Source organism: Pseudomonas sp. L7 (assembly GCF_046605565.1).
Taxonomy (GTDB): Bacteria; Pseudomonadota; Gammaproteobacteria; order Pseudomonadales; family Pseudomonadaceae; genus Aquipseudomonas; species Aquipseudomonas wayambapalatensis.
On sequence record NZ_CP176784.1, the window covers coordinates 3281430 to 3306202 of the forward strand.

Annotated in this window: 20 protein-coding genes; 5 read left to right on the forward strand and 15 right to left on the reverse strand. The window is 64.4% G+C overall.

Annotated elements, in window-relative coordinates; genetic code table 11:
* Positions 1 to 59: 59 nt before the first annotated feature.
* Complete coding sequence (locus tag ACK3BK_RS14860; RefSeq protein ID WP_411382723.1) at positions 60 to 1397, reverse strand: OprD family porin; 1338 nt, start codon at positions 1395 to 1397, stop codon at positions 60 to 62.
* Positions 1398 to 1621: 224 nt separating this feature from the next.
* Here ACK3BK_RS14860 and ACK3BK_RS14865 point away from each other — a divergent pair, with 224 nt between their 5' ends.
* Entirely contained in the window at positions 1622 to 1945 is a 324-nt protein-coding gene (locus ACK3BK_RS14865; protein WP_065862581.1) for a DUF2790 domain-containing protein, read from the forward strand.
* Between the two features lie 15 nt (positions 1946 to 1960).
* On the opposite strand, the gene ACK3BK_RS14870 is transcribed toward ACK3BK_RS14865, so the two are convergent.
* A complete protein-coding gene (locus tag ACK3BK_RS14870) occupies positions 1961 to 3121 on the reverse strand; it encodes a GGDEF domain-containing protein (protein ID WP_411382724.1) in 1161 nt (386 codons plus the stop codon).
* A gap of 81 nt (positions 3122 to 3202) precedes the next feature.
* Positions 3203 to 4087 (reverse strand): LysR substrate-binding domain-containing protein, encoded by an 885-nt coding sequence (locus ACK3BK_RS14875; protein ID WP_186663942.1) that lies wholly within the window; start codon positions 4085 to 4087, stop codon positions 3203 to 3205.
* A gap of 103 nt (positions 4088 to 4190) precedes the next feature.
* Between ACK3BK_RS14875 and ACK3BK_RS14880 the strand changes: the two genes are divergently transcribed.
* Complete coding sequence (locus tag ACK3BK_RS14880; RefSeq protein ID WP_411382725.1) at positions 4191 to 5141, forward strand: DMT family transporter; 951 nt, start codon at positions 4191 to 4193, stop codon at positions 5139 to 5141.
* A gap of 126 nt (positions 5142 to 5267) precedes the next feature.
* Here ACK3BK_RS14880 and katG read toward each other — a convergent pair whose 3' ends face one another.
* Entirely contained in the window at positions 5268 to 7517 is a 2250-nt protein-coding gene (gene katG, locus ACK3BK_RS14885; RefSeq protein ID WP_411382726.1) for a catalase/peroxidase HPI, read from the reverse strand.
* Between the two features lie 350 nt (positions 7518 to 7867).
* Between katG and ACK3BK_RS14890 the strand changes: the two genes are divergently transcribed.
* The gene (locus ACK3BK_RS14890; RefSeq protein WP_411382727.1) at positions 7868 to 8497 is read left to right on the forward strand and encodes a hypothetical protein; all 630 of its coding nucleotides are present in this window, start codon (positions 7868 to 7870) and stop codon (positions 8495 to 8497) included.
* 3 nt (positions 8498 to 8500) lie between these two features.
* Here ACK3BK_RS14890 and ACK3BK_RS14895 read toward each other — a convergent pair whose 3' ends face one another.
* The 4 genes from ACK3BK_RS14895 to ACK3BK_RS14910 form a co-directional block, all read right to left on the reverse strand.
* Entirely contained in the window at positions 8501 to 9379 is an 879-nt protein-coding gene (locus ACK3BK_RS14895) for a DMT family transporter (RefSeq protein WP_186663930.1), read from the reverse strand.
* Positions 9380 to 9456: 77 nt separating this feature from the next.
* Positions 9457 to 11937 (reverse strand): EAL domain-containing protein, encoded by a 2481-nt coding sequence (locus ACK3BK_RS14900; RefSeq protein ID WP_411382728.1) that lies wholly within the window; start codon positions 11935 to 11937, stop codon positions 9457 to 9459.
* A gap of 106 nt (positions 11938 to 12043) precedes the next feature.
* Positions 12044 to 12547 (reverse strand): GNAT family N-acetyltransferase, encoded by a 504-nt coding sequence (locus tag ACK3BK_RS14905; protein ID WP_411382729.1) that lies wholly within the window; start codon positions 12545 to 12547, stop codon positions 12044 to 12046.
* 119 nt (positions 12548 to 12666) lie between these two features.
* Positions 12667 to 12879, reverse strand: coding sequence for a PLDc N-terminal domain-containing protein (locus tag ACK3BK_RS14910; protein ID WP_054891554.1), 213 nt, complete (start codon positions 12877 to 12879; stop codon positions 12667 to 12669).
* Positions 12880 to 13048: 169 nt separating this feature from the next.
* On the opposite strand from ACK3BK_RS14910, the gene ACK3BK_RS14915 reads away from it, so the two are divergent.
* Positions 13049 to 14056: a GlxA family transcriptional regulator gene (locus tag ACK3BK_RS14915; RefSeq protein ID WP_186707864.1), complete on the forward strand. Its 1008-nt coding sequence runs from the start codon at positions 13049 to 13051 to the stop codon at positions 14054 to 14056.
* A gap of 15 nt (positions 14057 to 14071) precedes the next feature.
* On the opposite strand, the gene ACK3BK_RS14920 is transcribed toward ACK3BK_RS14915, so the two are convergent.
* Positions 14072 to 14740 (reverse strand): TetR/AcrR family transcriptional regulator, encoded by a 669-nt coding sequence (locus tag ACK3BK_RS14920; protein ID WP_186663922.1) that lies wholly within the window; start codon positions 14738 to 14740, stop codon positions 14072 to 14074.
* Positions 14741 to 14828: 88 nt separating this feature from the next.
* Entirely contained in the window at positions 14829 to 16724 is a 1896-nt protein-coding gene (gene quiC / locus ACK3BK_RS14925; RefSeq protein WP_186720617.1) for a 3-dehydroshikimate dehydratase QuiC, read from the reverse strand.
* Between the two features lie 279 nt (positions 16725 to 17003).
* Between quiC and ACK3BK_RS14930 the strand changes: the two genes are divergently transcribed.
* Complete coding sequence (locus ACK3BK_RS14930; protein WP_411382730.1) at positions 17004 to 18374, forward strand: MFS transporter; 1371 nt, start codon at positions 17004 to 17006, stop codon at positions 18372 to 18374.
* A 33-nt stretch (positions 18375 to 18407) separates the two neighbouring features.
* Here the strand turns inward: ACK3BK_RS14930 and ACK3BK_RS14935 are convergent, their stop codons facing one another.
* The 5 genes from ACK3BK_RS14935 to ACK3BK_RS14955 form a co-directional block, all read right to left on the reverse strand.
* Positions 18408 to 19820 (reverse strand): DOPA decarboxylase, encoded by a 1413-nt coding sequence (locus ACK3BK_RS14935; RefSeq protein ID WP_411382731.1) that lies wholly within the window; start codon positions 19818 to 19820, stop codon positions 18408 to 18410.
* Between the two features lie 107 nt (positions 19821 to 19927).
* A complete protein-coding gene (locus ACK3BK_RS14940) occupies positions 19928 to 20872 on the reverse strand; it encodes a LysR family transcriptional regulator (RefSeq protein ID WP_411382732.1) in 945 nt (314 codons plus the stop codon).
* Between the two features lie 74 nt (positions 20873 to 20946).
* Positions 20947 to 21657: a YebC/PmpR family DNA-binding transcriptional regulator gene (locus tag ACK3BK_RS14945; protein ID WP_023631852.1), complete on the reverse strand. Its 711-nt coding sequence runs from the start codon at positions 21655 to 21657 to the stop codon at positions 20947 to 20949.
* 213 nt (positions 21658 to 21870) lie between these two features.
* Positions 21871 to 23262 carry an FAD-dependent oxidoreductase gene (locus ACK3BK_RS14950; protein WP_186663913.1) on the reverse strand — a complete coding sequence of 464 codons (1392 nt, stop codon included), beginning with the start codon at positions 23260 to 23262 and terminating at the stop codon, positions 21871 to 21873.
* Between the two features lie 14 nt (positions 23263 to 23276).
* Positions 23277 to 24593 (reverse strand): MFS transporter, encoded by a 1317-nt coding sequence (locus ACK3BK_RS14955; protein ID WP_411382733.1) that lies wholly within the window; start codon positions 24591 to 24593, stop codon positions 23277 to 23279.
* Positions 24594 to 24773: the final 180 nt, after the last annotated feature.

The window sequence follows — 24773 nt, forward strand, 5'->3', positions numbered from 1 at the left end:
CAAAACATTCACCTGCAACCAAAGGAGCGCAAGGCTTCTGAAGGTGAATGGGCTCAAGCTCAAAGAATCGACAACGGATACTCGACGATCACCCGCACCTCATCCAGGTCGGACTCGAACGCCGTCGCCCGGGTGGTCGCCTGGCGCACGCGCAGCGAGAGATCCTTGGCCACGCCGGTCTGCACCACGTACTTGACCTCGATGTCGCGCTCCCAGCGCTTCTGGTCGGTCAGCGGATCGCCATTGCCGTCGCGACGCATGTAGTAGGCGTTGGCGTTCGAGTAATCCGCATCACTGCCGCGCCCATAACGGGTCATGAACGACAGCCCGGGAATCCCGTACCCGGCCATGTTCAGGTCATAGCGCAGCATCCATGAGCGCTCCTTGGGCGAGTTGAAATCGCTGTACTGGATGGAGTTGTCGAGAAAGATCGAGTCGGACTGGCGCAGATAATCGAAATCGTCGTCGCCATTGTTGCGCTGGTGGGTCAACGCGAGGGTGTGAGCGCCGTAACGCACACCCATCTTGGCGCTCCAGATGTCGTTGTCGAAGGTGCCCAGGCGTTTGCGCCCTTCGTCCTTGGCGTTGTAGAAGTTGAAGCCACCGATCAGCGCCAGCTCATCGCTCAACGGCCAGGTAACGCTGGTACCGGCGTAGTACTGGTTCCACACATCCTTCAGGCGGCTGCCGAACAGGCTGACGCTGACCTGTTCGTTGACGGCATAGTCGCCGCCGCCATAGGCGATCCATGGCGAGTCCACGGGCCCACCATAGAAGGTCGCGAAAGACTCGCGCATGTCGCTGGACATCGGCTGGCTCATGGCATGCAGGCGCCCGGCCTGCAGGTTCAGGCCCGCCAGGCTGGTGTTTTCGACGGTCACGCCGCGAAAGCTCTGCGGCAACAGGCGCGAATCCCCTGCCGCGACCACCGGGTTGGCCGGAAACACATCGCCCACCCGCAGCACCGTGTCGAACACCCGCATCTTGGCCGCGCCGCCAAGCTTGCTGTATTCGTCGCGCGCCTGGCCGTCACGATCCACCGGCAGTACATCGAACGAGCTGCGTCCACCGTTGCGTCCACCTCCGGTGTCGAGCTTGAGCCCGAGCATGGCAAAGGCATCGACCCCTACCCCCACGCTTCCCTCGGTGAAGCCGGACTCGAAGCGGGTGATGACGGCATGCGCCCAGGCTTCGGAATAGCCATTGTCGGGCGCCTTGGCCCGGTTGTAGGTCGGCGCCACCCCGTCGCGGTTGTCACGGTTGAAGTAGAAGTTGCGGTTCAGCACGCTCAGGCGGCTGCCCTCTATGAACCCTTCCTTCGCAGCGTCCTCGGCCCACGCCGAAGGACCGGCCAGCGCCACCAGCGCGGCCAGGGAAAGTCCTGGTCGGTATCTCATGCGATGCTCCTTCGATAACGGCTGTTGTTCTTGTCAGGCCGTTGCGCAGGTGCGTTCGCGGCCAGCATCGATGCTCGCCGCAGATGGATAACGGGAAGGTGATCGGCACATTACAATGACGTCATGCGTGCGGACCTTTCACAACTGTAAGGCTGTCGTCATGCCCCTGTTGGCTGCTGCTCGCTAGCGTGATCCGGAAACCACAGCCCTTCCGGAGACACCCCATGAAACGACTGAGCACAGCGATCGCCCTGCTCCTGCTGGCCTTCGGCGTCCAGGCCACCGGCTTTTCCGCTCAGCGCAGCGAGCAGTTGCTGCAGGCCCACCAGCAAGCCGTGGCCGCCTACGCCATCAAGCGCGACAAACCCATGCCGGAGATCGTCGACTACCGCTACGGCATGCCACTGGATGTGGCGCGCCTGGTGCGCCAGTCGGGCGACCCGCGCACCTGCGAGGTGGTACCGCGCCTGATGACCTTCGAGGACAGCCAGGGCACCTTGCGTACCGTGCGTTATTCGGTGCAGTCCGAATGCATCAACAACAAGTGAAAACCCGACGCAGGCTCAATTGCCCGTCAAGGTCACGTCCACCAGGCGCATGCTGTCGCGTCCACTGCGCTTGGACTGATACAGCGCGGCATCGCTCTGTTCGATCAGCGCCGTGAGGCTGGCCGGCGGCTGATCGAACAGGTTGGCACCGATGCTCAAGGTCACCGCCATCGGGGTGACGAAGGATTGTGCGGCGATGTCCTGGAAGCGCTCACGAAGTATCGTGCCCAGCACCTCGACTTCGTCGCGGCGCGCGTTGCCCAGCAGAATGACGAATTCATCGCCACCCAGTCGCGCGGCCAGGGCATTGGCCGGCAGCAGGCCGCGAATGGTTTCGCTCAGCGCCACCAGCAGCCGGTCACCGGCGGTGTGGCCGTACAGGTCATTGACCAGCTTGAAGTTGTCGATATCGATCAACAGCACGGCGCCAGGGCGCTCGTGGCTGGTCGCCTGCAGCAGCACCGGCGCGCGCACTTCCAGGGCGCGGCGGTTGAACAACGCCGTGAGCGGATCACGCGCGGCCAGAAGCGCGATGCGTTCCTCGCGACGGTAACGCTCGGTGCCAGTCATCGACAGGGCGATCAGCATGATCGCCATCGCCCCTTCGATCAGCGAGATCTGGATGATTTCCCCGCGAAAGGCCGCAAGATCGAGCAAGGCTCCCGGAATCACCACGGTCAGGGCCTTGATCACGTAGAACAGCCCGTGGATCAGCATCACGTAGCGCAGTTGCACCGCCCCCACACTCAGCGACACACCGTGCGGACGCAGCAGAAAACTGGCCCGCAGCGACACCAGCGCCACCAGCAGCGAATTGACCACCAGCATGATCTTGGACCACGACGGCCCTTCCGGCAGCAGCAGCAGGCTCACCCACAGCAGCACGACCAGCAGCCAGCCCCGTGACAATCGCACTTCGGTGAAACGGGCAACGCCCAGCAGGAAGCAGAAATGCGCGAACACCAGCAGACCGTTGGCGAACCAGATACCAATCAGCAGGAAACCGTTCATGCGCAGCAGCGCGAGGGTGGAGCCAACGGTGATGGTGGCGAAACCGGCACTCCAGTAGAGCAACGACGACTCGCGCACACTGCGCCATTCGATCGTCAGGTAAAGCGCCGCCGCTGCCGCGAGGGCAACGGTCAGGGCCAGGAGGGTTGGGGGGTCGAGCGTCATTGACCGGCGTGCCTGTCTTGGAGTGCAAAAGCGGCGATTGTAAGCGCTCCCGGCAGGATTGCAGAGTGCCACCTCATCGGATTACTGCCCGGAAAGGAAGGTGACCAGTTGCCTGGCGTGGGAGCTGAGACCTTCCCAACTGCGAAAGCAGATGCGCAGCTCCAGGGTCGCCCAACGCTCCTCCAGTGCCACCCGGCGCACCGCGAGCTCCTGCTCGGCACGCACGGCAGCAATCTCCGGGACAATCGCCAGCCCGGCACGCTGGGCGACCAACTGGGCAATGGCCTCGAAACTGGGCGCACGCACGCGGATCTTCAGCGGCATGGCCAGGTTCATCGCCAACTCCTCGACGAATCGCTGCATGGCGCGCTCTGCCGGCAGGCAGACAAAGGCATGATCCAGCGCATCGATCAGCCGCAATTGCTCACGCCCGGCCAGCTCGTGATCGGCGGGCACCAGCAGCACCAGGCGCTCGGTGCGAAACGGCAGCGATACCAGGCCATCGTTGACCAGGTTGCCGTCGAACACGCCGATCTCGCACTCCCCGGCCAGCACCACGCGCAGTACATCGACACTCTTGTGCTCGACCAGCAGCAGGTCGACTTCGGGGTAGTCGGCCAGGAAAGGCCCGAGTACCGCTGGCAGCAAGGTGCTGTTGGTGACCGTCGAAGCCGCCAGGCGCAAGTTGATGCGCCGCTGGCCCGCCAGCTCCTTGAGCGTGTCCTGCAGTTTCTGCGCCTCGCCCAGCACCCCACGGGCCGACTCCAGCACCAGCCGCCCGGCAGGGGTCAACTGCATACCGTCGGCCTTGCGGGTGAACAGGGTCAGACCGCTACGCTCCTCGAACAGGCGCAAGCGCGTGCTTGCCGCCGACACCGCCACCGGAAAACCGGCTGCGGCCTTGCTCAGGCTACCGGTCGCAGCGATGGCAGCCAGCAAGCGCAGGTCTTGAAGATCGAAGTGCATGGGGTTTCTCCAAAAGCGAACGCCATGTTCCAGAAAAAGCGATTCTAGCTTTCGGGCCTTCTATTCAGAATAAGCCTCTGACTTATTTTGTTGCGGATTCAGCATGAACAGCCTGCGTACCTCTCTTGAACGACACCTGCAAAACGGCAGCCTCTATGCAGTCCTGGCCGCCTTGGGTTTCAGCTTCAAGGCGATCTTCGTCAAGCTTGCCTACGCTGCGGGGCCTGTGGATGCAGTGGCCTTGCTGGCGCTGCGCATGGGCCTGTCGCTGCCGCTGTTCGCCTGGCTGGTGTGGGCCAGCCGTCGCCCGGCGAGCATCCCGCTGACCCTGGGCGACGGGTTTCGCGTGGCAGTGCTCGGCCTGTTGGGCTACTACCTGTCGAGCCTGTTCGATTTCTATGGTTTGCAGTTCATCAGCGCGGGGCTGGAGCGCCTGATCCTGTTCACCTACCCGACCCTGGTGCTGGTATTCCAGGCCATCGCGATGCGTGAGCGCCCTACCCCGCGCACCCTGCTGGCGATGGGCTTGTGCTACCTGGGGCTGGGCATCGCCTTCGTGCACGACCTGGGTGCCGCCGGCGGCGGGCACGCAGTGCTGGCGGGGTCGCTGTGGGTGTTCGCCAGCGCAGTGACCTACGCGCTGTATTACTCCGGTACCGGGATGATGCTCAAGCGCATGGGCTCGATGCGCATGGCCGGGCTGTGTGGTTCGGCATCGTCGCTGATGGTGCTGGCGCACTACTTGCTGGTGGCGGATGTCACCCAGTTGACGCAATTGCCCGCTGCGGTGTGGGCCAATGCAGCGATGATGGCGCTGTTTTCCACGGTACTGCCGATCTACTGGGTAGCCCTGGCGATCCAGCGCCTGGGGCCGACGCACACTGCGGCGGTCGGCAACCTGGGGCCGGTGCTGACCATGCTGGCGTCCTGGGCCATCCTCAGTGAGGCGATCTCGGGGTATCAGATTGCCGGGCTGGTGCTGGTGTTGCTGGGGGTATCGCGGCTCAAGCCGGCCAAACCCAAGGTGGCCGAGGTGCAGAAGGCTGTCGCCTGAGTCTTGACCACTGCGGTGCTGTTTTCGCGGATAAACCACTCCCACAGGTCTCGGCAAACCTTCAAGGCTTGCGCAACACCTGAGGGAGCGGGTTTACCCGCGAAAAAGCGCCCCACGACCCCGCTTCTACAAATCGAACCGGTCCAGCTCCATCACCTTCACCCAGGCCGCCACGAAGTCCTTGACGAATTTCTCCTCGGCATCGCTGCTGCCGTACACCTCGCTCAACGCCCGCAACTGGGCGTGGGAGCCGAACACCAGGTCGACCCGGGTGCCAGTCCATTTCACCTGCCCGGTCTTGCGATCACGGCCTTCGAAGGTCTCGTTGTCGGCCGAGGTCGGCTTCCATTCCACGCCCATGTCCAGCAGGTTGCGGAAGAAATCGTTGCTCAAGGTGCCAGGCTTGTCGGTGAACACCCCATGCTGGCTGCCGCCATGGTTGGCGCCCAACACCCGCAGGCCGCCGACCAGCACGGTCAGTTCCGGCGCGGTGAGGGTCAGCAACTGGGCCTTGTCCAGCAGCAGCTTCTCGGCCTTGACGCTGTACCTGGCCTTGGTGAAGTTGCGCAGGCCGTCGGCCAGCGGCTCCAGCACGGCGAACGACTCGACATCCGTCTGCGCCTGGGAGGCGTCGGTACGACCCGGCCGGAACGGCACGCTGACCGTGTGCCCAGCGTCCTTGGCAGCCTTCTCGACCGCAGCGGAGCCAGCCAGCACGATCAGGTCGGCCAGCGAAATCTTCTTGCCGCCGCTGTTGAACTCGCCCTGGATGTTCTCCAGCGCCTTGAGCACCTTGTCCAACTGCTCAGGCTGGTTGGCGGCCCAGGAACGCTGAGGCTCCAGGCGCAGACGCCCGCCGTTGGCGCCCCCGCGCTTGTCCGAGCCACGGAAGGTCGAGGCTGCCGCCCAGGCGGTGGACACCAGTTCGGCAACGCTCAGACCCGAGGCCAGCACCTTGGCCTTGAGCGCCGCGATGTCCTGCTCGCCGACCAGCGGGTGATCGACCTTGGGGATCGGGTCCTGCCAGAGCAGTTCTTCCTGTGGGTTTTCCGGGCCCAGATAACGGGCCAGCGGCCCCATGTCACGGTGGATCAGCTTGTACCAGGCACGGGCGAAGGCGTCGGCCAGTTGCTCGGGATGCTCCTTGAAACGCCGGGCGATCGGCTCGTAGATCGGGTCGAAGCGCAAGGCCAGGTCAGAGGTGAGCATCATCGGTGAATGGCGCTTGGTCGGGTCGTGGGCATCGGGCACGCTGTTGGCACCCTCGCCGTCCTTGGGACGCCATTGGTGGGCGCCCGCCGGGCTCTTTGTCAGTTCCCACTCGAAGTTGAACAGGTTGTTCAGGTACTCGTTGCTCCAGCGGGTCGGGGTCGAGGTCCAGGTCACTTCCAGGCCGCTGGTGATGGTATCGCCACCCTTGCCGCTGCCGAGCTTGTTGGCCCAGCCCAGCCCTTGCAGCTCGAGCCCGGCGGCTTCAGGTTCGGCGCCGACGTTGTCCGCAGGGCCTGCACCGTGGGTCTTGCCGAAGGCGTGGCCGCCGGCGATCAGGGCCACGGTCTCTTCATCATTCATCGCCATGCGGCCGAAGGTCTCGCGAATATCCTTGCCCGAAGCGACCGGGTCAGGATTGCCCTCCGGGCCTTCGGGGTTCACGTAGATCAGGCCCATCTGCACGGCAGCCAGCGGGTTCTCCAGATTGCGTCCCGCAGGCTCGGTGCGGCTTTGCTCCTGCGCATGCTTGCCAGGCTCGGCCACCAGATCACCCTTGCCAGGTGGCTGGGCCTTGCCGTAGCGGGTGTCGCCACCCAGCCAGACCTTCTCCGAGCCCCAGTACACATCTTCGTCCGGCTCCCAGACATCGGCGCGGCCACCGGAGAAGCCGAAGGTCTTGAAGCCCATCGACTCCAACGCAACGTTGCCGGTGAGCACGATCAGGTCGGCCCAGGAAATCTTGTTGCCGTATTTCTGCTTGATCGGCCACAGCAGCCGCCGGGCCTTATCCAGGCTGACGTTGTCCGGCCAACTGTTGAGCGGGGCGAAGCGCTGCTGGCCGGAGCCCGCGCCACCACGGCCGTCGGCGATGCGGTAGGTGCCTGCGCTGTGCCAGGCCATGCGGATGAACAACGGTCCATAGTGGCCGAAGTCCGCAGGCCACCAATCCTGGGAGTCGGTCATCAGCGCTGTGAGGTCTTTTTTCAGGGCTTGGAAATCAAGGCTCTTGAACGCCTTGGCATAGTCGAATGCCGGGTCCATGGGATCGGACTGGCTGCCATGCTGGTGGAGAATCCTGAGGTTGAGCTGGTCGGGCCACCAGTCACGGTTTGTGGTGCCGCCGCCTGCGGTTTGATGGAACGGGCATTTCGATTCGTTCGACATCTGCGGGTACCTTATGGGTCGGTTGTCCAGATTTCCGGTCTATGCCAGGTGTTCTGCAGCCCGAGCCGCAAGGCTCGGGCCTTCTCTTCATCAGGTGGTGGTCGGTCTGTTGCCGACGCGGGGCCGCGGCGCTGCACGCGCAAATCGGGAGGCCACGGGAAAGACTAGCCCAGCATGGGCAGAGGTCTAATAGAGCGACTATTGAAAGGCGATAGGCTGGGTCTGTCAGGCCGGGCTTTGGCAGCGCCGCCCATCGACATCGTCGATAGCGACCATGAATATCTTCAAGTTCCACCGCGAGAACCGGAGGCGGAAGATGGCTTCATTGAACCTTCGATGAGGCAACGATCATGGCATCGATCAGCAAAGGCGGCATGCTCGCCGCGATCCTGGCCCTGCTGGCCGCCCTGGGTGGCTGTGCCGCCTCGGCCACCTCGCAGGTGGCGCAACCCTACGGCCACTTCTATTCGGCCACCGAGCTGTCCAGCGTGTCGCTGACACCGGGCCAGCATGTCGCCGTGCTGTTGGGCCGCAATGCCTCCGCTACCCTGGACTACCTGCAGCGCCATCGCGAAGCCCCGCCTTCAGTGCCTGGCGCCTCGCGTGCCGTGCAAGTGGCCACGCTCAACGGTGGCAGCCAGGCCTACAGCTGGCTGGCCCAGTCGCTGGCGCAGACCTTCGCCGAGGTCACCTTCTACGACGATCTGGATACCCTGCTCGCCGACCACCCCGACGTGATCGTGCTGCTCGATGCCCAGAGCCGCCTCGCCAGCGCCACCAGCCCAGACATCGAAACCCAGGTGGTCGCACGCTTCTACGATGACCAACTGACCTACATCGGCCGCGCCGAAGGTCAGGCCCGTGAAGCGTTGCCCAGTGACATGACGAATCTTGCCCACCAGTTGCAGGTCGAGCAGAACGTGCAGGCCGATGCCCTGCGCAGCTTCGACGCCTCGCTCAAGGCGCTGGTCAACGGCTGACGGTCACTTGCGCCGCTGCATCCAGGCGGCGCCAAGGCCGCTCAAGCAGATGATGGCGATGCCCACGATGCTGGTGGTGTCCGGCACCTGGCCGAACACCACCAGGCCCAGCACCCCCGCAAAGACGATCTGGCAGTAACTGAACGGCGCCAGCAGCGCCGGCGCTGCGTGGCGGAAGGCCTTGGTCAGCAGCAGGTGAGCAGTCATGCCGCAACCGCCGAGCGCGAGCATCAGCAGCACGTGCTGCCATTGCGGCGTCTGCCAGAAGAACGGCACCAGCACACTCATGATCAGGGTGTTGCACAGCCCTGCGTAGAAATTGCTGGTGGTTGGGCTGTCGTGGGCGGCCAGAATCCGCGTCAGCAGCTGATAGAAGCAGAAGCCCAGGGCAGAACCGAAGGGAAACAGGATCGCCGGGGTGAACATCGCCCCGCCCGGATGCACCACCACCAGCACGCCGATGAAGCCCATCACCACCGCCAGCCACTGGCCCGGCGTGACCCGCTCCTTGAGCAGCGGAGCCGACAGCGCAGTGACCAGCACCGGGGCGAGAAAGTTGACCGACGTGGCCTCGGCCAGCGGCAAGTACTGAAGCCCCGCCGTGAACAGCAGGCTGGTGCTGAGCAGGCTCAAGGCACGCAAGGTCTGCAGCAACGGGCGTCGGGTGCGCAGCACGCTCAGCCCAGCCTGGGGCATGAAGATGCCGGCCATCAGCAGCGTATGCACCACATAGCGGGCCCAGACCACCATGATCACCGGGTAGATCCCACCGAGGAACTTCGACAGCCCGTCGTGGCTGGCGAACAGGAACGTCGCGGCCACCACCAGGGCGATGCCGCGCAAGGGGTGGTTGACGCCGGACAGCGGGGTACGGGTGGTCATGCGGATCTCTGGGTGAGGCGAACCCTGCGAGTTTAGAAGAGATGGGGCGTCGGGTGGCAAGTGTTTTTGCCAGCCCGTCAATCCCTGACAATCTGCTTCAAGCGCTCGCTGGCCGGTGCCGGTCGTCCATAGAAGTAGCCCTGGAAGTGCGAACACCCTTCTGCGGCCAGACGCTCCATCTGCTCGACCGACTCCACGCCCTCGGCCGTGGTCTTGATCATCAGGCTGTTGGACAGCTCGGTAATCGCGCGGATGATCGACATCGCCTCACGGCTGTCGCACATGTCGTGGACGAAAGATTTGTCGATCTTGATCCGGTCGAACGGGAACGAGCGCAGGTAACCCAGCGACGAATAACCTGTGCCGAAATCATCCAGCGAGATCGACACGCCCAGGTCTTTCAGCTCCCGCAGGATGCGCACGTTCTCCTCGCTGTTGCCCAGCAGCACCGACTCGGTGATCTCCAGCTCCAGGCGCTGCGGGTCAAGCCCTGAGTCCGACAGTGCCAGGGAAACGGTATGCGCCAGCCCGGTATTCTTGAACTGCACCGGCGACAGGTTGACCGACACCACCTCCTGCCCTTCCCAGGTTGCCGCCTCCTGGCAGGCGAGGTTCAGCACGCGGGCACCAATCTCGTGGATCAGCCCGGTTTCCTCGGCGATGGGGATGAAGTCCATGGGCATGATCATGCCGCGGCTGGGGTGCTCCCAGCGCAGCAGCGCCTCGTAGCCGGTGACGCTGTTGCACTGCTGGTCCACCACCGGCTGGTAGTGCAATTGCAGTTGCCCCAGGTGCAGGGCCGTGCGCAGGTCGGTCTCCACCAGGCGGCGCTGGCGTGCGGCAACGTCAAGTTCGACATGGAAGCATTCGTAGCGGTTGCGACCATTGCGCTTGGCTTCGTACAGGGCCATGTCGGCGTAACCCAGCAGCAGCTCGGCGTTGTCCTGGTCCTCAGGCGCAAAGGCAATCCCGATGCTTACGCCGACAGTGAACTGGTGCCCTTCGATCTGGAATGGCGGGCAGATCGCATCGATCAGGCGCCGGGCGGTATTGCAGGCCGCCTCGCGGTTGTCCAGCCCGGCTAGAACCACGGCGAACTCATCGCCGCCTAGCCGGGCCAGGGTGTCGTGCTCGCGCAGCTCTCGACGCAGGCGCTTGCCCAGGGCACGCAGCAGTTTATCGCCGAAGGCATGGCCGAGGGAGTCGTTGATGTTCTTGAAGTTGTCCAGGTCCAGGCACAAGGTGGCGGTCAGCTTGCCACTGTCCTCGCCGCGCGCCAGCGCCTGCTTGAGACGCTCGTGGAACAGCGTGCGATTGGGCAGGCCGGTCAGTGCATCGTGATGGGCCATGTGGTGGATCTGCGCGTGGGCTGCCAGCTCTTCAGTGGCGTCCTCGGCGATGAACAGCACGTAATCGGCCTGGTTGTCGCGGTTCTGGCTGATCAGCGCGCGGCTGCGCAAGGTGCGGGCACCTGCGAGGGTTTCGACACGGGTTTCAGCGGCGTAGCCCTTGGCACTGCGTGCGCCGCGCGCCAACTGCTGCTCGAGAAACTCGGCGGCAGCCGGCACCACGCACTCGGCGGGCAGCGTACCGATCAGGCTCGCCCCCTGGCCACCAAACAAACGCTCGGCCTGCTGGTTGGCCAACAGGATGCGCTGGCTGGCCAGGTCCTGGACGATGACACAGGCCGGAATATTGGCGATCACCGAATCGAGAAACTGCGACAGGGTGCTCATCTCCTGGCTGTACTGCTCGGCCAGTTCCTTGGCCTGCAAAAGCTCCAGCTCGTAGCGGCGACGCTCGGAGATGTCACGGGTCACCTTGGCGAAACCGATCAGTTGGCCGCTGTCCTCGTCATGGATGGCCTCGATCACCACGCTGGTCCAGAAATGCGAGCCGTCCTTGCGCTGACGGACACCTTCGGCCTGGAAGCGCCCTTCCCGCCGTGCCGTCTCCAGCCCATGCTCGGGCAGGCCGCGGACGCGGTCTTCGTGGGTGTAGAACACCGAGAAATGCTGGCCGACGATCTCATCGGCCCTGTAGCCCTTGGCTCGCTCGGCACCGGCGTTCCAGTTGATCACATGACCGGCGCTGTCGAGCATGTAGATGGCATAGTCACGCACGCCCTGCACCAGCAGGCGGAAATGTCGCTCCTGCTCGCGTTGGGCCATCTGTGCATGGTACTGCTCGGTGCAGTCACGGGTGATCTTGGCGAATCCTACCAGTTGCCCGTCGTCGTCATGCACCGCCTCGATCACCACATGGGCGCGCAGCAGGCTGCCATCCTTGCGCAGGCGCCAGCCATGCTCCTCGAAACGACCACTGCGGCGTGCCTGCTCGAGGTTGGCTTGCGGCAGTCCGGCAGCGCGGTCCGCCTCGCTGTAGAACAGCGAGTAGTGCTGCCCGACGATCTCGCTGGCCTCATAGCCCTTGGCGCGCTGCGCCCCCGGGTTCCAGTTGGCGACAATCCCCTCCGGGGTCAGCAGGTAGATGGCATAGTCCACCACACTCTGGATCAACAACCGGTACATGACGTCGGGGCTCGCGACTAGCGACATGGCATTCTTCCTGAACCTGCGGGGCCGTTTTTCAAGATACTGGCATTATGCCGCTGAGCGACAGGATTTTGTGAAGTGGTTCACAAAAATTCGCGCGTGCGGCACTTCAGTGGCGCACCGCCATGACGCGCCAGGAATGCAGTTGCGGATCATCTTCCAGCGCGATCACCTGCACGGCGCGCGGCAACTCGGCAACGATGCGGGTGCAAAAAGCCATGGACACTTCATCCTGCCGAAAGCAGCGCAGCAGCCAGTCGTGGGCGCCACTGCAAAGCACCTGGGACGCTACCGCCCGGCCGATGCCCTGGCGACGGTAGCGCTTGAGGATGAACAGGTCGGCCAGTTCCAGGGCCTCGATGCCTGGCAGCTCGCTGCGCTCGACCAGCACGAAACCGGCGATGAAACCGTCGACCAGCACCAGGCTGGCGCACCACCCGGGCGATTGCCAGTAGCGCGCCATATGCGCCTCATGCAGGTAGAAACGCCCGTCCGCCTCGACGTCCTCCTGCTCCCAGTCGGAGGACTCGTAGGCATAGAACTGGTACAGATTGCGGATGACGTCGGCGTGTTCAGCGCCGGTTGGGAACAGCTCGAGTGTCGGCGCTGACATGGGGCGGACTCGCTGAAGGCAGGAGCGCCAATTCTACCCGCCCAGACAGGTTTTTCCAGGGATCGGCACCTCGATCCAAGTCCGTGGCGCCTGTCCTTGCGACAGGCGCCAGGCAAGGCTCATTTCTCTTCCAGCACGGCCCTGCCCTTCACCGCCCGCGGCCCGCGCCAGGCCCAGAACAACAGGCCGGGGAACGGCGCCCAGACCACGAACACGACCCACAACATCTTGCGCTCGGCACGGCGCTCGCTGCCGATGATGTGCCATATCGCCCAGATCTGCAGAAGAATCACCAGCACTGCGACGAGGATCCAGACCGTTCCGATTTCCATGAGCGTTCTCCTGTGAGCATGTACTGCATTTGTTCACGCCAGGCGCCAAGGGTTCATTCCAATCCGCCTACCGCCAGTGCCAGGGCTCGCGGCATTATCCGGCCAGTGATTGTCTTTCCCCGCAACTCCCAGCACACTTCCTGCGCCATCGAAGGAAACGGAGTCCGCTGTGCCCACGCCTCGCCAGTTCAGCAAGAAGACTAGCACCAGTAACATGTTGCGGCTCAAATCCGGCGCCAGCGACGAACAGGTGCCGTACCGCGTCGACTTCGTTCTGCTCGAGCATTTTTCCATGGCCAGTTTCACCGTGGCGATGGACGTGCTGGTCACCGCCAACCTGCTGCGAGCCGAGAGTTTCCGCTTCACTCCGCTGTCACTCGAAGGTGACCGGGTGCTCAGTGACCTGGGCCTGGAACTGGTGGCCAGCGAGCTGGACCCGCGCAAGCTCAAGGAGCCCGACCTCCTGGTCATCTGCGCCGGCCTGCGCACCCCGCTCAAATATCCCGAACTCGACCGCCTGCTGGGCGACTGCGCGGTCCACGGCATGGCCCTGGGGGGCTTGTGGAGCGGTGCATGGTTCCTCGGCCGCGCCGGGGTGCTGGGCGACTACGGTTGCAGCATCCACCCCGAACAGCGCGCCAGCCTCGCCGAACGCAGCCCGCAGACGCGCATCACGCCGGCCAGCTTCACCCTCGATCGAGATCGCCTGACCGCTGCCAGCCCCAATGGCGCCATGGAACTGATGCTGGGCCTGGTACGCCGGCTGTATGGCGATGCCTTGGCCGAAGGTGTCGAAGAGATCCTGTCGTTCTCAGGTGCCCGTTATCGCCAGGTCGGGCCCGGGGCGAAGAAGTCCATGAGCCTGCAACTGCGCACCATTGTCGAGCTGATGGAAAACAACCTGGAGGAGACCCTCAGCCTCGATCAGCTGGCCGCCTACAGCGGCCGCTCGCGTCGGCAGATCGACCGCTTGTTCCAGGCCCAGCTCGGCACCTCGCCGCGGCGCTACTACATGGAGCTGCGCATCACCAAGAGCCGGCGGCTGCTGCAGTACTCGGACCTGTCGGTAATGGAAGTGGCGGTGGCTTGCGGGTTCGTTTCGGTGTCGCACTTCAGCAAGTGCTACGCAGCGTATTTCGGCTACCCGCCCTCACGCGAGCAGCGGCTCGGCGAGTGATGCGGCGCCTGGCGATCAGGCGCGGATGTAGCTGAGCACGGCCTCGCAGATCATCTGCTTGTGCCGCAGCTTGATCGCCTCGTCCGCCAGGTCGATCTGGAAGATTTCGCCGAAGGTGTGCCGGTTCGAGACCCGATAGAAGCAGAACGAACTCATCAGCATATGCAGGTCGATGACCTCGATGCCCGCACGGAACATGCCTTCCTCGACCCCGCGCTGCAGGGTGCGCGCCAGTGACTCGAGCACCAGGCTGCTCATTTCGCGGATCACCGGCGCCTGCTTGACGAACTCACCGTAATGGATGTTTTCGGTACAGACGATGCGTACGAAGTCGACATTGTGGTCGTGGTGATCGAAAGTGAACTCCACCAGCCGGCGGATCGCCTGCTCGACCGGCAACGACTCCAGGTCCAGGCTGTGCTCGGTCTTGCGGATGTCGCCATAGAGCTTGACCAGGCATTCCAGGTACAGCTGTTCCTTGCTGCCGAAGTAGTAGTAGATCATGCGCTTGGACGTGGCGGTGCGTTCGGCGATCGCATCGACCCGCGCGCCAGCCAGGCCTTGCTGGACGAATTCGTGGATCGCAGCCTGGAGGATGTCCTCGCGGGTTTTCTCCGGGTTGTTCTTGCGCGACTTGCGCGCCCCGGCCTCGGACTGACCGAGGCTGACTTGCGGATCACTCATACCGACTCACAGGCTGTTGTTTGGAATGTGCGGGGATTATCCGTGAGCCGGGCGGTGCAGGGAAGCGCAAGGGTGGATGTGGAACGTGCTAGCTGCCCGGGCTCGCGCGCAGCTTGGCCATCGCCGCCAGGCGCACGGCCACGTTCGCCGCGCCATACCCCGCGTAGTCCCCCTTGCGCTGGAGGATCTCGAAGAAGAAACGCCCCTCGAACGGCTCGGTGTACACATGGAACAGCTCGCCGCCCTGCGCATCGCGGTCGTACAGCACGTTGTAGTACGCAAGCTCGCTGAGGAACTCATCGTCGAACTCGAAGCGTGCCGCCAGATCGTCGTAGTAGTTCAACGGGATCTCCAGCAACGGCACGCCAGCCTCCTTGGCCCGCGTGACCTCGGCAAAGATGTCGGCACAGTCGAAGGCGATATGGTGCACGCCCGAACCACGGTAGCTCGACAGGGCGTGGGCGATGGCGGTGTTGCGGTTCTCGGAGATGTTCAGCGGCAGGCGCAACGTTGCGCACGGACTGCGCAGGGCGCGGCTCTTGACCAGGCCATAAGGGTCAGGCAGCACCACTTCGTCGTCGGCGGTGAAGTCGAACAGGCTCTTGTAGAACAGCACCCAGCTGTCCAGACCCTCGGCCGGCAAGGCCAAGGCCATGTGGTCGATGCGCTGCAGCCCGCCATCGGTAGAAGCCGACGGATCAAGGCAGAAGTCGCTGTCGTAGATGCTCTGCCCTGCCCCGGCCCGCTCCACCAGGTAGATCAGGCTGCCATCCGGCGCGCGCACCGCCGGGACTTCCCGCTCGTTGGGGCCGACCAGGCCACGGAATGGCTGACCGCGATAGGCCACGGCTCGTTGCAGCGCGGCCTGGGCGTCATCCACACGCAAGGCTGCAGCGCACAGCGATGGACCATGGGCCTCGAAGAAGTTGTGGGCAAAGGAATAGGGTTCGGCGTTGAGCACGATATTGATATCTCCCTGGCGCAGCAGCCTGACCGCCTTGCTGCGGTGCCGCCCAGCCTCGGCGAACCCCAGGCGCTTCAACCACCCCCCCAGCCGCGCACCGACCGCGTCATCCACGGCGAACTCGACGAACTCCACCCCGTCATAGCGGCTCGCCGCAGGCGGTGTGAACAACACGCCGGGTTCCACCGCGACCGACTGCTCGGCCAGGCGCACACGGGCCTTTTCCTCCAGGTACAGCAACGAGCGCAGGCCATCGGCGGCGTTCTGACGCGAAGGCGCGGCGCGAAAACCATCGTTGAAGACTTCCAGCGACAGTGGGCCGCGATATCCACTGGCGATGATCGGCGCCAGGAAACCTGCGAGGTCCATCTCACCCTGGCCGGGGAAGCAGCGAAAATGCCGGCTCCACTCCAGCACATCCATGGCCAGGATCGGCGCATCGGCCATCTGCACGAAGAAAATCTTCTCGCCGGGAATATCGCGGATCCCACGGGGATCCCCCTTGAGCGAAAGCGTGTGGAAGCTGTCGAGAATCACCCCCAGGGCCGGATGATCAGCCTCACGCACCAAGTGCCACACCTGCTGCCAAGTGTTGACGTGACGCCCCCAGGCCAACGCTTCGTAACCGATGCGCAGGCCTCGGTCACCGGCATGCTTGGCCAGCAGGCGCAGGTCATCGACCAGCAGTTGCTCATCGCCCAGCGCATCGGGCTGCACATTGCTGCACACCAGCACCAGGTCGGTGCCCAGCTCTTGCATCAGGTCGAACTTGCGCGCCGCGCGATCGAGGTTCTTGTGCAGACGATCACGGCGGCAGCCCTCGAAGTCGCGAAACGGCTGGAACAACGTGATGGCCAGCCCCAGGTCCGCACACCGCTGACGAATCTCACGCGGGGCGCCGGCGTAATGGAGCAGGTCGTTCTCGAAGATCTCGACGCCATCAAAGCCTGCGGCGGCGATGGCCTCGAGCTTTTCGGGCAGGGTACCGCTGAGTGAGACGGTGGCGATCGAACGCTGCATGTGGAGTTCCTTGTTGTTTGTACAGGGGCAGGTTCGTCTGACCTGTGAACCTGCTTGTTCTCGACGATGGCAGGATCGATTATTCGCAGGTAAAGTCGTGGCGGCAATGCACTTTGTACGAAATGGTTAGTTTGTGTTCGATAACCGAACAGAAGCCAGCAAGACGAATTGATTCAGCGCAGAACCCTGGACGACCATGGATTCAGTCGCCGCCATCCGGGCTCATGCCTGCCCGAGTGCGACCGCCATCCGACAACCAACAAGAACAACGGAGACACCATGGCCCACTCTTCACAGGCCAAGAAAGCCACCGCCAGCGGGTGGATCGGCTCGGCCCTCGAGTACTACGACTTCTTCATCTATGCCCAGGCGGCAGCGCTGATCTTCCCGCAGATCTTCTTCCCGTCCAGCGACCCGAAGATGGCCATCATCGCCTCCCTGGCCACCTATGGCGTCGGCTACCTGGCCCGTCCGGTCGGCGCCTTCGTGCTCGGTCATTGGGGCGACACGCGAGGACGCAAGAACGTGCTGCTGCTGTGCATGTTCCTGATGGGCATCTCGACCATGGCGGTAGGCCTACTGCCCACCTACCACGACATCGGCCTCCTCGCCCCTGCCCTGCTGGTGGTCCTGCGCCTGGTCCAAGGCTTCGCCGTGGCCGGAGAGATCTCCGGCGCCAGTTCCATGATCATGGAGCACGCGCCCTTCGGGCGTCGCGGCTACTACGCCAGCTACACCCTGCAAGGCGTGCAGGCCGGCCAGGTGATGGCCGCCGCGGTGTTCCTGCCACTGGCCTACTTCATGCCCAGCGAAGCGTTCAACGAATGGGGCTGGCGTATTCCGTTCCTGATGAGCGCGGTGGTGCTGATCGCAGGCTTCATCATCCGCAAGGAGGTGCATGAAACCCCGGCATTCGTTCAGGAAGAAAAACAGGACAAGGTGGCCAAGTCGCCGATCGGCGAAGCGTTCCGCCACAACTGGAAACACATGGTGCTGGTGATGTTCATGGCACTGATGAACGTGATCCCGGTGGTCGCCACCATCTTCGGCGCGGCCTATGCGGTACAGCCGGCCTATGGCATCGGCTTCGACAAGAGCGTGTACCTGTGGATCCCGGTGGTGGGCAATGTCGTCGCGGTGCTGGTGATTCCGTTCGTGGGCAACCTGTCGGACCGCATCGGCCGACGTCCGACCATGATTGCCGGGTGCCTGGGATCGGGTCTGCTGGCGTTCGTCTACCTGTATGCGATCAGCATCCAGAACGTGCCACTTGCCTTCGTCGGCTCGATCCTGATGTGGGGCATGGTCTACCAGGGCTACAACGCCGTGTTCCCAAGCTTCTACCCGGAGCTGTTCCAGACCCGCTACCGGGTGTCGGCCATGGCCATCGCACAGAACATCGGCACCATGCTCACTGCGATGCTGCCGGCGCTGTTCGCGGCCGTCGCCCCACCTGGCTCAGAGCATATCTGGCTGGTGGTCGGTGCCCTGGCCTTCGCCATCACCTGCGTGTGCGCACTGGCAGCCTATGTGGCGCCTGAAACCTACCGGCTGGCCATGGAAGACCTGGGTAACCCGCAGGCCAAACCGCTGGAAAAGGACGCCTATGAAGCCAGCCGCAAAAGCAGCTTCGAGGTGGTGAGCCAGTAAGGCAGTCGGGGCCGCGCAGCGGCCCCGACAATCTCAAGCCTTGACCACCGCCTGCAGATTCCCCCACAGCCGCTCCACATCCGCCCGTTCGGTCGGCAGCGCGCCGACCGACACCCGAACCATCCAGCGGCCTTGCAGGGTTGCCGGGGTCACGTAGGCGTCGCCGGAAGCATTGAGCCGATCTGCCCAGCCACGGGTGTGATCATCCAGCGCCTCACCCTCCAGCCCCTCGGGTTCATGCCGAATGCACAGGGTCTGCAACTGCACCGGCGCCAGCAGTTTCCAGCCCGGCGCAGCCTCGACCTGCTCGGCCAGCCAGCGGGCATTTTCCAGGTCTCGGCGCAGGCGCTGCTGCAAGGCCTCGACCCCTTCGCTGCGCAGCATGAACCACAGTTTCAGCGCACGGAACCGCCGCCCCAGCGGTATGCCCCAATCGCGCAGGTTCTTCACCTCGCCATCCACCGACGACTGCAGGTAGCTGGGGTTGGTACTCATCACCCGGATCAGGTGCTGCGGGTCGCGCACGTAATAGATCGAACAGTCGAAGGCCACGCCCAGCCACTTGTGCGCATTGACTACCACCGAGTCAGCCAGCTCGATACCGTCCCACATCCAGCGACATTCCGGGAGGATCATCGCCGAGCCTGCCATCGCCGAATCGACATGCAGCCACAACCCCGCCGCCTGGGCGATCTCACCGACCGGGCGCAACGGGTCCAGCGCCGTGGTAGCGGTGGTGCCGGTAGTAGCGACCACCGCACAGGGCTGGTTGCCTGTCGCCAGGTCCTGCTCGATGGCCGCCTGCAGCGCTTCGGGAATCATGGCGAAGCGCTCGTCGGTGGGGATCTGGCGAATGTTGTCGCGACCAAACCCGGCCAGCAGCGCAGCCTTGTCCACCGAGCTGTGGGCATGGGCACTGACGTAGACGATCAGCGGCTTGTCCTGGGCCTGCAGGCCGCCGCGAGCCAGGGCATAGTCGGTGCTGCGCTCACGTGCGCTGATCAGCGCGACCAGGGTGCTGGTGGAGGCCGTGTCCTGGATCACCCCGCTCCACTGCGCCGACAGCCCCAGCAGTTGGCGCAGCCAGTCGAGGGTGGTTTCCTCCAGCTCGCTCAGGGCCGGGCTGGACTGCCAGGACAGGCCGAGCACGCCAAGCCCTGTGCTGAGGAAGTCGCCGAGCACCGACGACAGCGTGCCGTTGGAGGGGAAGTAGCCGTAGAAGTCCGGATGCTGCCAGTGCGACAGGCCGGGCATCACCAGCCTGGAGACATCATCGAGGATGGCGGCGAACGGCTCGCCCTGCTGCGGCGCAGCCTCGGGCAGCGCGGCCTTGAGGTAGCCGGGCTCGACCTGGGCCATCACCGGGCGCTCGCCGACGGTCTGGCGGTAGTCGGCGATCAGGTCGATGAGCTGGTGGCCGTATTGGCGAAATTGTTCGGGGGTCACTGGGCGGGCTCCTGGGGGAAGGGATGAGGTGTCAGCACCGACACCCCGCAATCAGCCCAGTCTAGGCAACCCGTCCCCGCGCAATAACCCCGTTTCGCGCATAGCTGCTATCGCAACCGCGCATCTGCGCCCTGCACGCCGAACGACGACTGGCGCCACAGCTCGAATACCCGGTTACGCAACCAGCGGTGCTCGGCCGAGGCCTGCAAGCGCTGATGCCAGACCACCCAGTAGCGCTGACTGTGCTCGATGAAACCCAGCGGCCGCCAGGCCAGGCCATGCAAACGGCAAAGCTGGCGGGCGATATGCTCCGGCACCGTGGCCAACGCCTGGCCATTGCCGATCACCTGCACCATGGCACTGAAGAACGGCACCTGGAGCTGCATGCGCCGCTGCAGCCCCTGGGCACGCAGGTGACGGTCGATGAAGCTGTCCTTGTCGCCGCCGCCGGAAACCCGCACATGGCGATAGGCAAGGTAGTCGTCCTGGCTGATCGTGGCACAGGCAGTCAGCGGATGCTCGCCCGCCATCAGGCACACGGCCCGGTCTTCACCGAGCAGCCGGCCATGCAGGTTCGGCGGGGACTCATCGAACAGCGTGGTAGCCAGATCGACCTCACCACTGGCCAGCGAGGCGTATTGGCCAGCCTGCCAGGTGCGGTACTCGAGGGACACTCCGGGCGCCTCATGCTCCAGTGCCGTCACCAGGTCCGGAAGGATATGCTCGGCAACATAGTCGGAGGCGGCGATGCAGAAACGCCGCTCGCAACGTGCCGGGTCGAAGGCGGCAGGCTGGCGCAGGGCGCTGAGCTCATCGAGCACCTGGCGCAAGGGTTCGACCAAGGTTTCGGCATGTTCGCTGAGCACATAGCCGCGGCCCTGGCGGACCAGCAGCGGGTCGCCGAAGGCATCGCGCAGGTGGGCAAGCTGACGGCTCAAGGCCGACTGGCTGCAACCCAGGCGCTCGGCGGCGTGGCTGAGGTTCTTCAATTGCAGGAGGCAATCGAGGGTGCGCAGGTGGGCCAGGCTCAGTGAGGCGAAAGTGGGGGTCATGGGGTGACCTGCGCGGGTGAGGTGGAGGGCCCCATGAAGGGGCCCATCGGGCCGCGAGGCAGCCCGGCAGGAAGTCAGTCCGTCAGACCGACATAGACGTTCTGCACGTCTTCGTTCTCGTCGATCGCCTCGAGGAAGGCTTCGACCTCGGCCAGGGCTTCAGCACTCAGGCTGGCGGCGCTCACTGGGTTTTTCGGGGTGTAGCCGATTTTCGCCGAGGTGACGGTGAAACCATGCTCGGGCAGGGCCTTCTGCACCGCGTCCAGGTCGGTGGTGTCGGTGATGAACAGGGTCGAGCCCTCCTCCTCGCCGTCTTCGAAATCCTGGGCGCCGGCTTCGATGGCGGCCATTTCCGGGTCGGCATCACCTTCCGGGGTGGCCTCGATCAGGCCGACATGGTTGAAGTCCCAGGCCACCGAGCCGCTTGCGCCAAGCTGGCCCTTGCGGAACAACACCCGGATCTGGGCGACGGTACGGTTCACGTTGTCGGTCAGGCATTCGACGATCAGCGGCACCTGGTGAGGCGCAAAGCCCTCGTAGCTGACGGCATGGTACTGCACCGCCTCGCCATCCAGGCCAGCGCCTTTCTTGATCGCACGCTCGAGGGTTTCGCGGGTCATCGACGCTTTCTTGGCCTGGACGATGGCCAAGCGCAGGCGCGGGTTCATGTCCGGGTCGGCGCCAGACTTGGCAGCGATCTGAATCTCCTTGGCCAACTTGCCCATGATCTTGCCCTTGGCGTTGGCGGCGGTTTCTCTATGCTTGGCTTTCCACTGTGCGCCCATTTCGACTCTCTTTGTCTCAGCGGCCGGTTCAGGAAGCGACCGGCCAAAAGTGGGGAGAGTTTATACGCCCTCGCGGGTGGGATCGACAAGAAATCGCGTGGCAGCCATTCGCCGGCAACCCGCAGCGGCGAACCGCCGCTCCTGCAAGCGGTGGCTACCTGTGGGAGCGGCGGTGCGGCGACCCGACTTGCCCGCGAAAAAGCCCACACCGACTCAACCCTTGTCCGCCTTCCCCGCCGCCGCCGCGAACTTCGCCAGCCGCACATCCAGCCGCCGCGGGCGCTGCCCTCGGTCTTCGGCGCGTTCCTTGCGCCGCACGGCATCGCGCACCATCAGCGACCCCAGGTAGCGGATCGGCTCCGGCGGAAACTGCCCCAGCGGCCCCTTGACCAGGGGCGAGCGCGTCCAGGCGTTGTCCATCCCCAGGGCCAGCGACGAAAGGATCTGCCCACCCATGTGACAAGGCCCTACGCCGCTGCCGGAATAACCGAAGCCATAGAACACGTTGCCCTGCCCGTCCAGGCGGCCGAAGAACGGCAAGCCGGTCACCGAGCGATCCGATGGCCCGTTCCAGCTCGCAGCCAGCGGCACCTCGGCCAACGCCGGGAAGAACTCGCCCAAGGTTCGTTGCAGCAGCGCTCGGTAAGGCGACGGCTGATCGAAGACCGGCAGCATGCGCCCGCCATAGGCAAAGGTGTTGCCGCCCTTGCCGAGCATCAGGCGCCCGTCGGGGGTGTTGTGGTAGTAGTGCACGAAGATGCGCGAATCAAGCACGCTGATCCCGGTCTCCAGGCCCGTCTGGCGCAACAACTCGGGGCACGGCTCGGTGATCACCATGTCGCTGGAGACGATCGCCACGCTGCGCTCGAACTGCGCAAACTGCCGCGCCATCCAGGCATTGAGGCCCAGCACCACCCGGTCGGCACGTACGGTGCCGTGGGCGGTGCGCACCTGCACCGGGGTGCCGTGCTCAAGACTGGTCATCGCCGTGCCTTCGTGGATGCGCACGCCGCGCTGCAAGGCCACCCGGCGCAGGCCACGCACCAGCTTGCCCGGCTGCACCGTGGCGGCCGCTGGCGAGAACCAGCCTTCCCGGTGGCGGTCAGAGCCGGCCCGGCGCTGCACTTCATCCAGCGCCAGACGCTGGAACGAGTTGATGCCCTGGCGCTGCAGCGCCGCGATCACCGCATCGGTACTGCCGACCTGCGCGGCATTGGTGGCGGTGTACAAGGTGCCGTCCATGCGGTAGTCGCAGTCGATGTGATGTTCGGCGCAGAACGTGCCGATGGCCGCGATACTGCGCTCCGACTCACGGACCAGGCGCACCGCCTCGGCCACACCGAACAAGCGCTCCAGGGTGAAGTACTTGGCCGACCACGACAGCGCGCAGCCCCCATTGCGCCCGCTGGCACCGGCGCCGCAGATATCCGCCTCGATCAACAGCACATCCAGCGCCGGCACCGCCTCCTTGAGCAGCAGTGCGGTCCACAAGCCGGTGTAGCCGCCGCCGACGATACAGACATCACAGCGCACATCGCCTTGCAGCGGCGGGCACACGGCTTCGTTTTGCGGGTCCAGGGCCTGTTGCAGCCAGAACGGTCTCATCGTTTCACTTTCCTTCAGGTACGTACCGGCTTGATCGCCATGCCGGTATTGGGTGCCACGTCATGTACCGCGTCTGCACTGACCGGGCGGCTGTTCCAGTGCGGCAGCAGCACCAGGGCGGAGAACAGCGCAGTGCCGGCGAACACAATGAACACGGTGACGCTGTCGAAGTAGCCCGGCAGCAGCCCACCCAGCACCGCGCCTACCGAGCCGCAGCCATTGACGAACCCGGCTGCGGTAGCGCCGGCCTTGGCGGTGCCGAAGTCGATGGCGGCCGCGCCGCTGATCATCGAGTCCGGGCCGTACAGGGTCAGGCCCATGACGAACAGCAGCGCCACCACCAGCAGCACGCTGCCGCTGTGCATGGCCGCCATGAAGCCGGCCAGAGTGACGGTCAGCAGCAGCAGACTGATCACGCAGGCAGGCATGCGCCGTGCACCGAACAGCTTGTCCGAGGCCAGGCCGATCAGGATCGGCCCAAGCAACCCGGCCAGCTCGAAGGCCGTGGGAATGATCGCTGCGCCAACCTTGCCCACCGAAGGCATCTGCTCGAAAACGATCACCGGCCCCCAGAGCAGGATCGCGTAACGCGCCGGCTTGAGCATGAAGTAGGCCAGCCCTAGCGTTAGGACCGTGCGGTTGCGCAGGATTTCGCGCAGCGGCGCCCAGACGCTGCACAGGTTCGCGCCTGGCGCCATGCTCTGTGGCTCCGGCTCTACCGCTGGCAGGCCGACGTCTTCGGGCTTGTTGCGCTGAAAGAGGAAGAACAGCAGCGCCACCACCGCCACCACCACGGCACTGGAGAAAAACGCTGCGTGCCAACTGCCGACCAGGGTGTACGCCCACCACCCGGCAAAGGGCGAGGCCACCAGGCCGCCAAAGGCGTAGCACGAACTCCACAGGCCCAGTACCCGGCCACGCTGGGAGGCGGGGAAGAAACTGCCGATGTTCTTGCACAGCCCTGCCCAGCCGGTCGACTGCGCCAGGCCCTGGATCAGCATGCAGGTGGCAAAGATCGGGAAGGTCGCGTAACTGCCCATCACCACCGCTGCTGCGGCCGAGATCAGCAGCCCGCCGAGTACCACCACGCGCGGGCCGAAGCGGTCGGCGAGCATGCCCCAGGTGAACTGGCCTACGGCGTAGGCCGCCAGGTAGATCGCATCGAGGTTGGCCATGGCGGCTTTGTCGAGCATGAAACCTGGGTCTTCAGCAATGCCAAGCTTGGCGACCGAGAAGGCTTTGCGGGTGAAGTAGAAGGCGGCGTAGGCCAGCCAGGTGATGGCGAAGATCTGCATGCGCCACCGCTTGATGGCACCGAAAGACTGGTTCATTTGACTCTGACCTCTTGCTGAGTGTGCCGGCAGAATGTGAAGAAACGCCTGTCTTGTTGTTGTGTTGCGCACTGCATGACGGAGGGACGTCATCTGGCTGGACCATGGCCCGGTGCAAGGGGGTGTGAAGCTGCCCCGGGTTGAGCGACATGGAAACAGCTGGTGACTGATAAATAAAAT